We start from the raw sequence: 13,316 nt of genomic DNA, 5'->3' as shown, positions 1-13,316 counted from the left end.
TTCAAACATGCCTGCCACGCAGAACGCTATACCCAGAGCGGATACGGTCAAAAATCTGTACGCACTGCTCGCTGAGCGCCAAATTTCGTTAGTTGAGGTCACGTGGGAGCAACATCGCTTTCATGAAAAGCGCCGGTGGAGTGCGGTGGAAATGATTGACGCCATCGATATAGAGAGGCTGTCAGACACCGACAAACTTCATATCTGGAACGCCGGACGTGCTGAATTGACCACAAAGCCCGGTGCGGACCGTCTCGCAAGACTCGCTGACGCTGAATGCAGACGCTGGCAAAGTAAGAACCCAATATTAGCAGCAGTTATGCAGGCATGCGGCACCTGGAGTCGCTACTGGAATGAGGAAGAAAGCTTCCATGAGGCAACACTCAACCATTTATCTAGCCTGATAGGGCTTGAACCCGTCAGCGATGAGACATTCATTGAGTTTCGCCAGATTTTTCCTGATGACGACATGTTGAGAACGGTCGTGTTGCTCGCCCTGTCGGAAATCGTAGCATCTGCCAACTACTCCTATTGTGCCAGCTTGGCTAAGGACGCAGGGTTAAAGAAGCTATTCAAACAAATTGCTGCTGATGAATCCCAGCACATGAGCTACTTTATATCTTTCGCAAAAGCCCTAGTTGATAGTGGGGAATATTCTCCCAAGGGGGCGCTGGCAGTCGCACACCTTTTCTTGCGAGAAGGTGGCGAGATCCAGGGGAGCACCCGTCAAAAGATTGAGCAGCGGAAGACCCACGTGAATTGGTGGGATTCTCTGAAAGTCGAGGCATTGGAAACAAAGGGGCCTATTGAGGTAGAGCGAAAGGCAAATTTAATATTTTCCGCTCTGAAGCAGATTACAGGAATTTACTTCAGTTCGGCTGCTGAAGTAGAAGAAAAATGGTTGGAAATGGTTGGATGTTGATTGGGATAGGGCACGACATACAGCTGATTTCCGAACTAAAAAGTGCTGAGTCGCTCAGAGTTCCTGGGATTTTTTTTACAGAGAATGAGTGCCTTTACTTCAATGGCCGCAAGAACTCACTGCAAAGCCTCGCGGGGATTTTTGCGGCCAAGGAGGCATTTTTCAAAGCCATTCCCAGAATCAGCAATTTCTGCTGGACCGATGTAGAAGTTTTGCATGACATCCGTCACGCTCCTTATTTCCAATTGCACGGTTCTCTGCAAGAATATTTTGCCAGTCAGGGTTGGACTGCCAACCTTTCTATTTCCCACAGTGGGGAGTATGTCTCTACCGTAGTCGTCGTTTCTGCATGGCAAAAACCGCAGGAGATCCCAACCCACTGAACCTATTCCAAGCGGCGGAGGTTGTGAATTTGTGAACTTTGAGACTGTTAGCCTGAAACTCTCTGTGCGCCCAAACGATCTGGATAGTTTGGGCCACGTGAACAATGCCACTGTTTTAGAGTACATGGAGGCGGGGCGATGGGCGTGGCTTGACCATCACGGGTTTCGTCGCGGAAGGCGTATCATTCCTGTGGTAGCCCGCATTGAGGTCAACTACCGCAAAGAAATACCGCCCGGGGAAGTCGCGATCGCAACAAAGCTAGAGGAAGATGGAGAAACCTCTCACTATCGCAGGGTGTTTTGCCAAACGGTTGAAACTCTAAACAATGGAACCAAAAAAGTGGCCGCCGAGGCTCGCGTGCAAGTGGCTTTCATTGATTCTGTTGAGCGCACCCTCCGGACAGTTGAGGATTTTCTACAGGAAAACGAGCAATGACGAGTGAGTGCGCGGCTTACTGTCGCTTTCAGTATACAGGACGCTAGCCGGCGGTCTGCCGGCTGAACAAGACATTCCCACCCCGGACTCCCGTTCTCTAGCAGTGTCCTGTCCAGCGTCAAGCGCTGCATTGGTTGTGACAGCCTTGCTGGCAGCGCTGGCACCGCGCCACTTCCTTGGAACTGTCTGACAAATAAGCATTAATGGGGGCTCTTCAAGATTGTGGTTGCCAGCGCTCGCTCAGCTTCGCTTGCAGCAGGTTCTGGCATCAACTTCACTACATCCGCACAGCTGAAACTGCTGGTTCACAGCTTGCCGCTTTTCTCAATATCGAGTAATGAACTGGCGTTTTAGCAACTGCCATTGCTATCCAATAGCCGCTGCCGAAACAGCTTTTACAGAAAGCTAAAGGAGTTTAAAGTCATGCTGGAAATGATTCGCTCTTTTGAGACTGCGGATGCCAAGTTTGGCTTATCTTTGCCGAAAGATACTGGCCCCAGCTCAACCTTTTTACCTTACGCTGAAATTTACGCTAAAATAGCAGCCTACATGGAATATTTCCGGGACTGCGGTATAGCGCGGGGGACACGGGTTATCTTTCCCTTTGAAACCAATGAAGCAGTCATAGTTTCGGTCTTCGCTCTCATGGGGATGGGAGCCATCCCGCTTTCAGTAAAGCCCTATGCTATGGGAGTTCCTAAAGAAAGTTATCTGTCTTTTTTGGGCCTAATATCTCAGCAGTACCGAGCCACTTACATCCTAGACGTTCCGAGTATTAAGAACTTAGAAATCCTCCCGCAACGTTTGCCGTTCCCTCAAGAGAATATCCAGCACACGCGAGAGCCGGCTTTCGCGAAAATCACCTCTAGCGACCTTGCTTTTGTTCAGTTTTCCTCTGGATCAACCTCTTTCCCGAAGGGGATTCCAATCACACATGGAAACCTGACCGCACAACTGCAAGCGCTCGTTAAATTTTCTCAAATAAGGCCAGATGATATCATTTCTAGCTGGTTGCCGCTCTATCACGACATGGGACTGATCGGTACATTTCTGTCCAGCCTTTATGTGCGCCACACCCTGCATCTTGCCAGCCCCATGCAGTTTTTGATCAATCCCTTAGGGTGGCTATTGTATCTGTCAGAGAATCAGGTCAGTGTAACCGCTATTCCCGATTTTGCTATTGGCTATTGTCTCCGCGCCCTCAGAAATTCAGAACCGGAAGAACTGAAGGATTTGAACCTGGAAAAACTGCGCATTGTTTACAACGGCAGTGAGCCGATTAATATTAAAAATATCGAGGAATTTCTAGAGATCCTTGAACCCTTTGGACTGCGACGCAGCGCCATTAAGCCCTGTTACGGCATGGCCGAGGCTGTACTGATGATTTCTTGCAGCGGGCTAGAAGATTCGCCCAGAACCCACACAGCTGAGAGTGGCTGCAAAGCGATTTCGGTGGGCAAACCTCTGCCTGAGTTTACTGTGCGCTTGAGAACTGAAGATGGACGCCTTTGCGGCGAAGACGAAATTGGAGAAATTGAACTCCAGGGCGGAACGCTCGCCGGTGAGTATTTTGAGGACGGTCGCTCGTTCTACAACTCTGACTGCTTCTTCCCTACGGGAGACTTGGGATTTATGAACAAGGGTGAGCTATTTATCACCGGCAGGCTAAACAATCGCATCAAAATCAACGGTCAAAGTTACTTTTTTAACGATTTTGAACACGCGGTTGAATCGCTCCCATTCATTCGACCGGGCAAAACAGCAGCCATCCAAGCTCGCGACCAAATCCTAGTTTTAATAGAAGTTAAAAGGGCACAGATTCTCCAGCAATCCCTCGACCCTCAGCGCCAAGTCAGCGAGGTGATTCTCAACCAGGTTGGAGTCAAGATACCTCCGGAGAATGTCTTGTTCATTCGCCCCGGTCAACTTGAGAAAACTAGCAGTGGCAAGCTCAGACGGAACGCGATCGCTGAAGCCTATACGAGCGGCAAAATTTTCCTTTCTACCGCCAGAGAGTGATTTATAGGGTTTGTCATATTGGTGAGGTGCTGAGAAACCCGGTTTCTTAAAGAAACCGGGTTTCGTATGCGTTGCATCCACACGGGGATGAAGAACCCCACCCCCCAACCCCCTCCCCGCTAGCGGGGAGGGGGAGAAAGAGATGGCAGTTTTGCTAGCATCATTTTGTCTTACTGCAACGCCGTTTTGTAGGCGTCTGCGGAAACTCAGCGAAGAAAACTGAAGACATCCTTATTTGCGTTCCCAGACTTGCTCCCCCTCCCCGCGTGCGGGAAGGGGGAACAGGAGTGGGGTTGATCGCGCGAATGCGCAGCGCCCTTACCCCTTGACAATCGCGCCAAAATCTGCTAATACGCGGGCGTGGTTGCGCAGCAAGCCCAGCAAATTTAGCCGGTTGCGCCGGATGTCGGGATTTTCGTCCATCACCAGCACGCTTTCCGGTCCGTCAAAGAAGGTGCTGACAGTGGGGGCAATTTCCGCCAAGGCCCCCACAAGCTGCTCGTAGTTTCGCGTTTGCTGGCACGCCTGAGTTTTTGGCAGCAGTTGCGCCACGGCGTCGTAAAATGCTCCCTCGGAGGGTTTTTGGAACAGTTCCGGGCGCACGGTGGCGGTTGGGTCGAGCGCAGCGGTGCCCAAATCGCCTTGCTTCGCCAGACGAGTCGAGCGGTTGACGGTTTCGTAGATTTCGTCGAGCTTGCCGCTGTTGCGGATTTCTTGCAGGAAATCGGCGCGATTGCGGGCGTCCAGCAAGTCGTTGAGCGCTCGCTCGATATATTCTGGGTCGTTTTCTCCCAAAACCGCACTCACCAAATCGTAGTCAATTGAGCGCTCTTCTTGCAGGAGGGTGCGGATGCGCTGGGCGAAGAATTCCTGTAACTGCTGCAGTAGCTTTGTCGGCGAAGCTTTGGGATGCTCGGCGGCGAAATTGGTGGCAATTTCTTCAAGTAACTGCTGCAAATTGATGGTTAAATCTGCCGCCCAGGTAATCGAAATCACCGCATTGGCGGCGCGCCGCAGGGCGAAGGGGTCCGAGGAGCCGGTGGGCAGCATCCCCAAGCCAAAAATGCTCACCAGGGTGTCGAGCCGGTCGGCTAAACCCACCACTTGACCGGCAAGGGTTTGGGGCAATCTGTCGGCTGCGCCTCTCGGCAAATAGTGCTCGAAAATTGCTGTCGCAACGGCTTCCGGCTCCCCACTGGCGCGAGCGTATTTCTCGCCCATTACCCCTTGCAATTCGGGAAATTCATACACCATCTGGGTAACGAGGTCAGCTTTGCACAGCAAGGCAGCCCGTTCGATTGCCGTGCTCTCCTCTTCCCCTAATTGCAGCTGTTTGGCAATCGCGCCGGCAATCCGCATCACGCGGCTGACCTTATCCCGCACGGTTCCCAAATCTTCTTGGAAGGTGACGGTTTCCAGCTGGGAAACGTAACTTTCCAGGGGTTTAGCAATGTCGGTTTTGTAGAAATACCGGCCATCAGCTAAGCGGGCGCGGATGACTCGCTCGTTGCCGGTGGCGATAATCTCTGACTTGGCTGGGTCGCCATTAGAGATGGTGATGAAATAGGGCAATAATTCGGACGATTCCTTGCTTTTGAGTGCCGGGAAATAGCGCTGGTGCGTCACCATGACCGTGGTGATGACTTCCGGCGGCAAAATCAGGAATTCCTCGTCAAATTTGCCGGTTACCGCTGTGGGCCACTCTACCAGGTTGGTGACTTCCTCTAGCAAATCGGGGGAAATATCGGCATGTCCGCCGGCTTTTTGAGCGGCGGCTTGGACTTGCTCCAGGATTTTCGTTTTGCGCTGTTCTGGGTCAACTTCCACAAAAGCAGCACGCAAGCACTCAACATAATTATCCGCCTGGCGAATTTCCACCGGCGCTGGGTGCAAGACTCGGTGAGCGCAACAGATGCGGTCGCTCTTGATAGATTCTGAACTGTTCACCAGTTCCACCGGCAGCACCTCTCTATCCAGCAGCGCCACCAGAGTGCGAATCGGGCGGGGAAACCGGAAATCCCCATCCGCCCAGCGCATCAGACGCTTGCCTTCCAGCCCCGCAATCCACCCGGGAGCCAGTTCTGCCAGAATATCAGCTGTGGGGCGACCGGCAATTTTGCGCTTGACGAAAACAAAATCCCCTTTATCCGTGGCTCTCACTTCCAGGGCGTCGGGTGCCACACCCTGCTTTTTGGCAAAACCTTCTGCAGCCTTCGTCGGCTGGCCATCTTTGAACGCTGCTGATGCCGGCGGGCCTTTAATTTCCTCTTCCCGGTCGGGCTGCCGGTCGGGAATCCCTCTCACCAGCACTGCCAGCCGTCTGGGAGTGCCGTATACATAAATTCCCTCAAAAGTCAAGGAATTTTCTCTGAGGGTTTGGGGAACCCGCGAGCGCCACTGCTCAATGGCGTCACCGACAAAATCAGCGGGCAATTCTTCTGTTCCGACTTCCAATAAAAATGCAGGCATAGCGCAAGATGCGGATACGGGATACGGGGCGACTGTTGCAGCTCCGCCAACCCCCCACTCCCCGGAATCCGGGTAGCGAGTTGCGGGTGGGTTTGAGGGAGCGGGGGCGCGAATTGGATTCGCCCAGTCACAAACGGGCTAATTATAGCGTTTCTCATATTAGTGAGGGACTGAGAAACCCGGTTTCTTAAAGAAACCGGGTTTCAGGGCCATAGTTCATCCAACTGAGAAGCGCTATATAACAGTTTACCCCTTTGAGCTCAACCGCTCAAGACCTTTCTGCAGTTTTAAGCGCTCAGCCGCAATTCTGGAGCGCCAATGCCATCTGCGTTTCTCTGCGTTCCTCTGCGGTTCCAATAAAAAATACCGGCGTTGAACAAACTATCAATAGCGGGAAAGCCGGCGGAGAAAGCAGCCAGGCAGAAGAAGCGGGGGGCGTTGCGACTCGCCGGCAGCCGGAAAGCAGTTCAGCGTAGCCCCACCGGCACCTGCCGCAAGCTCAGTCCCGAGGAGCGGACAATCGTCAGGAGCCGCCCAGATAGCAGCATCAAGATTTGGCGCGTCCCGCAATCAAGGCAACTTCTGATTTTTCGCCGGCTTTCCAGAAACTCTACTTCGCCAACAGGTGAACATCAAAAAACGAGGCTGATTTTAATATAGCAGTATGGACTTAAGTTAGTACATGGGCATCATCGCATCACGCATGTATGGCATCACGCAAAAGCTGGTAGGGGCGGGTTTACTAACATCTGGTAAAACCCAGAGACATCTTGGGTGAACCCGCCCCTACTTACCCCATGCGCATGAGCCCGATGCGCATGCGCCCCATAAGCCATGTCATTAATGTCTTAACCAATATGACTACTGCTATATCAGCCAAAACGGCCAGATCGCACTCAGTGGCAGTCTTGACAAAACGGTCACAATTTGGCAGATCAGTACAGGTCAGCTGATACGCACCCTCACCGGTCACAAGCGAGGGGTTAGCGCCGTCGCTCTCAGTCCGGATGGCCAGACTGCGGTCAGTGCCGGTGAAGACACCGACATTATGATTTGGCGGCGTTTACAATAGAGGCAAAACTAGGGGCGGCGCTCTGCAATCCCGGCGCTCCCCGGCGCGAGCTAAAAAGGTAAAAGACTAAAGAGAGACTCTTGTCTTTTACTTTTCTTATGTTGAGTTTTTCCTTCGGCTTGCCGGACTCTAACACGACTCTAAGACGAGGATAGCCTTGTATTTTGTTGAACTCAAGGGCGAGCCGACAGAAACGATTTCTCGGAAAAAGTAGTTTCTGTTTCTTCTGCCAGCCGGCTCTGGCGCTCTCCCTGCCAAGCTCTGTAATGAACCCAGGCGATCCAAGGCGCTATAATTCGGGATTCCTGGTATTGCAAGACCTGCGCTCTAGCAGGGTATGGGTGGGCGCGAGATATCTGCCGGTGGGAAAGGTTATTAGTAAATGCGCCCCCAGCTAAGCGCGTCTCTCATATTAGTGAGGGACTGAGAAACCCGGTTTCTTAAAGAAACCGGGTTTCTCGGGCGTCCTCCATCCAACTGAGATCCGCTACAGGTGGCGCTACTTGGGACGCCCCTGCTGATATAGCAGTAGGCACTTAGGTTAGGACAAGGGGTTTAACATGATGTAGGGGCGGGCTGACCCACAACCTGTGCCACACACCTACAACACCGATAAACCCGCCCCTAACCTCTGATATAGCAGCAGTCCTATTGGGCCATAACGTGTCCTAACCAATATGACTGCTGCTATAAGACGGAAGATTTTGTGATAAGTTTTAAGCGCCGCACCTTTTTGTAAAATCTAAAATCTAAAATCTAAAATCGATATGACCCGAAAGCAACTCCCTCGGAAAGCTCTATCAGCGTTATTGATCGCAGCAGCGGCGACGGTTCCCGCCATCCACTCACCCACCTCAGCTTCCTCCCTCCCCAGAACCAGCGATTTAATCGCCCAGTCCGAGAAAAATCCCCAGTTACTGCGCACCCTCTCCGGACATTCAGATAATGTTAAGTCTCTGGTTATTAGCCCGGATGGCAAAACCCTGATCAGTGGCAGCGATGATAAAACCATTAAAATCTGGGACGCCGGCACCGGCGAGTTGAAAAGCACACTGCAGTCGGACACCTGGATTTATGGTATCGCTATTAGCCCAGATGGTAAAACCCTCGCCAGTGGCAGTGACGACCGAACTGTCAAGATATGGGATTTGGCGACCGGCAAACTGACTGGCAGCCTGTCTGGCCATACCAGCAATGCGATCGCCGTAGCCTTTAGCCCGGATGGCAAGACGCTTGCTAGTGGCAGCTGGGACAAGACTGTTAAAATATGGGATTTAACTACCGGCAGCGCCCTCCGCACCCTCTCCGGGCATTCCGATTTGGCTGTTGCGGTCGCTTTTAGCCCGGATGGCAAACTTGTTGCCAGCGGGAGTCGCAACGGAACTGTCAAACTCTGGAATCTGCAAGCTAGCCTCCTGAATAAGACGCTTAGCGGACATTCAGACTGGGTGAGGTCTGTCGCCTTTAGCCCCGATGGCAAAACCCTCGCCAGCAGCAGTTTATCGGAGAAAAACACAATCCTGCTTTGGAATTCCGGCACCGGCGCACAGAAAAGCACCATTGATTCAGGCGGGGACTGGGTTTATTCTGTTGCTATCAGTCCGGATGGCAAGATGCTTGCCGGTGGCACGAATCGCAACACGGTCAAGATTTGGGAATTGCAAACCGGCAAATTAATCGCCACCCTTTCCGGGCACTCCCAGCCGGTTTATGCTGTTGCTATCAGCCCCGACGGCAAGACCCTTGCCAGTGCCAGTGGCGACCGCACGATTAAGATTTGGCAGCTGCCAGCCGGTGACAAGTAAATTGTGAATTTTGAATTTTGGATATTGAAGGAATTCAGAGTTCAAAATTCACACTTTAAACTTTCCCCCAAGCCCCCTCTCATCCCCGCTGTATCACTAACTAATCAAACCTAAATATTATAGCAGTAGCCACTTAGGTTCGTACATTTCGGCCTCTTTTGCACCCCCGCACTCCGGCTCCTATTGTCCTAACCCATATTACTACTGGGATATAGACGTAGGCCAGCGTCTGGCTGCCCTCAAGGTCTAATGTTTTAACCTAAGTGCATACTGCTATAGACGTAGGGCAGGCGTCCCGCCCCCCCTGAAGGTCTAATGTTCTAACCTAAGTGCATACTGCTATAGATCCCATTAACGGCATTTCAGCTTTTATCCCGCACAGCAAAGCTTTCCCAGAAAGCAGGTCTAATCAATTAGATTTTTCCGTTTAATTCCTTAAAGAACATGCGGCATGCCGGTGGCAAATACTCAACCGAAAGCGACCGGCAGGCCGGCATAAATAACCCTAACCTGGAGGGGGCGAGAAACCAGGTTTCTTGAGGTTCCGTTTGCTGTGGCCGGCTTATATCCGATCCTTAAACTGCGGCAATTCGGCTGCCAGTGCCCAATGCGATGATGCCCAATGCCCGCTCTCAGGCTTAAGAGAATCGCACGCCAGCGACCGCATCACCCGCATCAATTGGGCTTCGGGTTTTGATTTTGGCTCTGGGCGCGCCGGCGGGGGGAAATCCTGGGGGCAATGCGGCGGGCTAGTTTCCATCCCTGATACGGATTAATACAGCAGAGCAACCGCGCTCACAAGTCAAACCCTAACAGGCAGTGAATATATCGTACCATGTCAGGACACGCTCGTTATATTTTATCCGAAAGAGAACCGCTATAACCAACCCATGACCCTAAAGCTTTCGTCCAGGAAAACAGCAACCGCCTTAACGATCGCCACAGCACTCACCCTCAGCGCACCCCTGGTCAAATCAGCAGCCGCACCGGCACCTTCGGGGGACTCCCCCCAAAAGCTGGCCCAAAATATTCAACCCCTGCGAAGTTTTGGAGACAGCGCCTACGCAATTTTTGCCCTCGCCTTCAGCCAAGATGGCAGAGTTCTGGCCAGCGGCAGTATTGAGGACACGGTGAAGTTGTGGAATCCCAGCTCCGGCAACTTGCGCTACACCTTTGCAGTTCACTTAGGGGATATTACTTCCCTGGCGGTGAGTCCGGATGGGGAAACCATCGCCAGCGGCAGCAAAGACAAAACCGTCAACGTGTGGAATCTCAAGACCGGCTTCCTGCGCTACACCCTCTACGTCCATACCGATTCGGTTCAGTCTGTGGCCATTAGTCCCGATGGCCAGACCCTAGCCACCGGCAGCTGGGACAATACCGTCATCCTGTGGAATCTCAGCAAAGGCACCTACATCCGCACGTTCTCCGGACATGCAGATGGCGTCAACGCCGTCGCCTTCAGTCCAGATGGCAAAACCCTTGTCAGTGGCAGTATCGACAAAACTGTCAAGCTGTGGGATGTGGCGAGTGGCAAGCTCAAAAACACCCTAACCGGACATACCGACTGGGTGAGCTCCGTTGCCTTCACCCCCGATGGCCAGACCGTCGCCAGTGGCAGTTTTGACAGGACCGTCAAACTTTGGGATGCCAGCACCGGCAGACTGCTGAGCACCCTCAGCGGCCATGATTTCCCCGTTCATTCGATTGCCATCAGCTCCAAAGGCCAGTTTTTGGCCAGTGGCAGCGACGACACCACCGTCAAGCTGTGGGATCTCAAAAACGGCAAACTGCGCCGCACCCTCTCAGGTCACACAAAAAGCGTGTTTGCCCTCGCCTTCAGTCCCGATGGCCAGACACTCGCCAGTGCCGGCAATGACGGCACCATCAAGATTTGGCCTGTGCCATAGTGCCAGCCCCAGGGTGCTGCAACTCTCTCAAAAGACAACTTTTACAGAATCCTCTGTGAGGGGGAGCGCACCCCACCTTTTGCTTCTTGTACAGACGCGATAAATCGCGTCTCCCTGTCCCTCATGAGTGGGCTGCGCGAAAAATCTACCGCACTTATATAGCGTCTCTCATCCAAAGTGAGGTACTGAGAAACCCGGTTTCTTAAAGAAACCGGGTTTCCCAGGCCATAGGGCATCTAACTGAGAACCGCTATCAAACAAATTCTCTCTTTTATTTCCTTGGCGTTCCTTCACGGGGGCGGTTTATTAAAAAAATTTTCACTCCTCAACAACGAACCGCTATACTAGAAAAGCCACCATCGGCATCTTAAAAAGCCGGTCGCAGCACCACAGCGCCATAGGCTTCTGGCGAGAGAAACTGCTGAGCCGCCAGCTGAACATCGGTCCGCGCTTGAGCTTGAATGCGGGCGGGATAGTTGAGCGCCGGTGCCAGCTCACCTGCCATTGAGTGGTAATATCCATACAAACCGGCCCGCTCAGAAGGCGTCTCGCTGCCAAACTCAAACCGGTTCGCCACTTGAGTGCGGACGCGGGCAATTTCTGCCCCGGTCACCAGTTCCGCTTGCAGGGTGCGGATGTGTTCCGCGATCGCCGCTTCGGCAGCCGGCAAATTTTCCACCGGCAGCTGCGCCGAAATATAGAACGTCCCCTGCTGCCGGTAAGTCATATTGCTGGCAGAAATGTGCGTCACCAACCCCCGCTCCTCTCGCAAATCCTGAACCAGTCGCGACGTCCGCCCGTGTCCCAGAATCGAGGCCAAGATATCCAGAGCGTAGGTTTGGTGCAGTTGCCTCATCCCGGGCACCCGCCAGAGCATCACCAGACGCGCCTGCTGCAAGCTTTCATCCGTTTCCTCCCGGCGCACAATTTCGCTGAAAGGCGGTTCAGGGGTGAGATGAAGAATTCCCGACTGTGGGGGAATGAATTCTGACTCGCTTGCCATTCCCCAAGCGGACTTCTTCGTGCCGGTCGCTCCGGCAAATCCCTCTGCGACAATCTCAATTAACCTCTCCACCGGCAGATTTCCCACCGCCACTGCAGTCATCGCCGGAGGCTGATACCAAGTAGCGTGGAAATCCCGCATTTGCTGGGGCGTCAGCTGTTCGATAACTGCAGCCGGCCCGAGTACGGGCCGCCGGTAGGGCAGCGCGTTAAATGCCGTCTCCATCGCCAAGGCATAAGTGCGCCGGCGGGGATTGTCTTGAGAGCGGCGAATTTCTTCAAGAACCACCAATCTCTCTCGCTCAAATGCCTCATCCGGGATGGTAGGATTGAGCACCACATCCATTTGCAGCGGTGCCAGCTCGGCAAAATGCTGGGGAGCCGCCGTAATGTAAAACTGGGTGTAATCTTGGCTTGTTGCGGCGTTCGTTACTGCGCCCCGCTCCTCAATTCGGCGCTCAAATTCACCGCTTTCCAGTGTCTTGGTGCCCTTAAAAACCATGTGCTCCAAAAAGTGGGCCATGCCGTTAATGGCATCTGGCTCAGCGGCAGAGCCAACTCTCAGCCACAAGCTCAGGTTAACTGCTTCAACAGGTAGCTGTTCTGCTATAATAGTAAGCCCGTTTGGCAGCAGGTGAAGCGTGGGCGAGTTGAGACGAGGGAGAACAGAAGACTTGAGTAGGGTTGAAGTCATGAAGTGTTTTAAGTTAGCTAATCCCGGAATATCCGCGCCAACCGCAAGTAGGCGTCGGGATGGATAGGGGTGAAAGTAGAGGGTTCTGCAGCAACACCGCTTCTACCCCCAGCAACGGCAGTCTGATTGCTGGGCGCAGTGTCCTGAAAGGGGCTGCTAGAGTGCCCCGGAGCGCCTGTATCATTCCCCGCCAGCGCCGCCCTTGGGACAAGCTCCCCAGGCTCTTGAGGAATCAATAGGGACGTTTTTCCCGCTCTCCCTTACCGCCACAAGACCGGTGTGGGTGATTGACTGATTCCTGGGTGGGTTAGAGTGGTTCCTCCTCAATATGTTAATAATTATGCACCGGCCCTGTCCGCAAGCTGTGCGGAGCCACAGCTCTTTTATGCTTTTTGGGGATCAGCGCTGTGCGGTAAACCGATATCATCTCGCCCCACCACAGGCTTTCCCCCACCCCTCACCCCCTCACCGTCAGCGAGAAGACGGCTTGTCAGAGGAGTTCTGCTTGCCTGGGTGCGACCCTATCAGTATTCCCCACCGGCACGCCAGGGATACCCTAGCCCGCCGGCCAAGTTCGTTGCCGCGCCACCGCTGTGGCGGTAAA

Annotated in this window: 10 protein-coding genes; 8 read left to right on the top strand and 2 right to left on the bottom strand. The window is 53.2% G+C overall.

Annotation, left to right across the window (positions count from 1 at the left end; translation table 11 throughout):
• The first annotated feature begins 7 nt into the window (after positions 1–7).
• From OSC10802_RS0127905 to OSC10802_RS0127890, 4 genes are all read left to right on the top strand, one after another.
• Positions 8–922: an acyl-ACP desaturase gene (locus tag OSC10802_RS0127905; protein WP_017720070.1), complete on the top strand. Its 915-nt coding sequence runs from the start codon at positions 8–10 to the stop codon at positions 920–922.
• Positions 916–1,305 (top strand): holo-ACP synthase, encoded by a 390-nt coding sequence (locus OSC10802_RS42135; protein ID WP_017720069.1) that lies wholly within the window; start codon positions 916–918, stop codon positions 1,303–1,305. Before OSC10802_RS0127905 ends, OSC10802_RS42135 begins: the two co-directional genes overlap by 7 nt.
• Positions 1,306–1,336: 31 nt before the next feature.
• Positions 1,337–1,741, top strand: a complete 405-nt coding sequence (locus OSC10802_RS0127895) for an acyl-CoA thioesterase (RefSeq protein WP_017720068.1) — start codon at positions 1,337–1,339, stop codon at positions 1,739–1,741.
• 423 nt (positions 1,742–2,164) lie between these two features.
• Entirely contained in the window at positions 2,165–3,760 is a 1,596-nt protein-coding gene (locus OSC10802_RS0127890; protein ID WP_017720067.1) for an AMP-binding protein, read from the top strand.
• Positions 3,761–4,078: 318 nt separating this feature from the next.
• Here the strand turns inward: OSC10802_RS0127890 and glyS are convergent, their stop codons facing one another.
• A complete protein-coding gene (gene glyS / locus OSC10802_RS0127885; RefSeq protein WP_017720066.1) occupies positions 4,079–6,229 on the bottom strand; it encodes a glycine--tRNA ligase subunit beta in 2,151 nt (716 codons plus the stop codon).
• Between the two features lie 254 nt (positions 6,230–6,483).
• Between glyS and OSC10802_RS53355 the strand changes: the two genes are divergently transcribed.
• From OSC10802_RS53355 to OSC10802_RS42120, 4 genes are all read left to right on the top strand, one after another.
• Positions 6,484–6,705: a hypothetical protein gene (locus tag OSC10802_RS53355; protein WP_017720065.1), complete on the top strand. Its 222-nt coding sequence runs from the start codon at positions 6,484–6,486 to the stop codon at positions 6,703–6,705.
• Between the two features lie 395 nt (positions 6,706–7,100).
• Positions 7,101–7,301: a WD40 repeat domain-containing protein gene (locus OSC10802_RS56770; RefSeq protein WP_082218429.1), complete on the top strand. Its 201-nt coding sequence runs from the start codon at positions 7,101–7,103 to the stop codon at positions 7,299–7,301.
• A gap of 767 nt (positions 7,302–8,068) precedes the next feature.
• Entirely contained in the window at positions 8,069–9,106 is a 1,038-nt protein-coding gene (locus OSC10802_RS42125; protein WP_052334336.1) for a WD40 repeat domain-containing protein, read from the top strand.
• 890 nt (positions 9,107–9,996) lie between these two features.
• Complete coding sequence (locus OSC10802_RS42120; RefSeq protein WP_052334335.1) at positions 9,997–11,016, top strand: WD40 repeat domain-containing protein; 1,020 nt, start codon at positions 9,997–9,999, stop codon at positions 11,014–11,016.
• 367 nt (positions 11,017–11,383) lie between these two features.
• On the opposite strand, the gene OSC10802_RS0127855 is transcribed toward OSC10802_RS42120, so the two are convergent.
• Complete coding sequence (locus OSC10802_RS0127855) at positions 11,384–12,712, bottom strand: M16 family metallopeptidase (RefSeq protein WP_017720063.1); 1,329 nt, start codon at positions 12,710–12,712, stop codon at positions 11,384–11,386.
• Between the last annotated feature and the right edge of the window lie 604 nt (positions 12,713–13,316).

Origin of the sequence: Kamptonema formosum PCC 10802, from assembly GCF_000332335.1 — a bacterium.
Taxonomy (GTDB): Bacteria; Cyanobacteriota; Cyanobacteriia; order Cyanobacteriales; family Oscillatoriaceae; genus Oscillatoria.
This window is presented reverse-complemented; position numbering and strand designations above follow the sequence as displayed.

What these genes read in the sequence shown, in the direction of transcription:
- OSC10802_RS0127905 (WP_017720070.1), top strand. Translation starts at nt 8, where the DNA reads ATGCCTGCCACGCAGAACGCTATACCCAGAGCGGATACGGTCAAAAAT.
- OSC10802_RS42135 (WP_017720069.1), top strand. Translation starts at nt 916, where the DNA reads ATGTTGATTGGGATAGGGCACGACATACAGCTGATTTCCGAACTAAAA.
- OSC10802_RS0127890 (WP_017720067.1), top strand. Translation starts at nt 2,165, where the DNA reads ATGCTGGAAATGATTCGCTCTTTTGAGACTGCGGATGCCAAGTTTGGC.
- glyS (WP_017720066.1), bottom strand. Translation starts at nt 6,229, where the DNA reads ATGCCTGCATTTTTATTGGAAGTCGGAACAGAAGAATTGCCCGCTGAT.
- OSC10802_RS42125 (WP_052334336.1), top strand. Translation starts at nt 8,069, where the DNA reads ATGACCCGAAAGCAACTCCCTCGGAAAGCTCTATCAGCGTTATTGATC.
- OSC10802_RS42120 (WP_052334335.1), top strand. Translation starts at nt 9,997, where the DNA reads ATGACCCTAAAGCTTTCGTCCAGGAAAACAGCAACCGCCTTAACGATC.
- OSC10802_RS0127855 (WP_017720063.1), bottom strand. Translation starts at nt 12,712, where the DNA reads ATGACTTCAACCCTACTCAAGTCTTCTGTTCTCCCTCGTCTCAACTCG.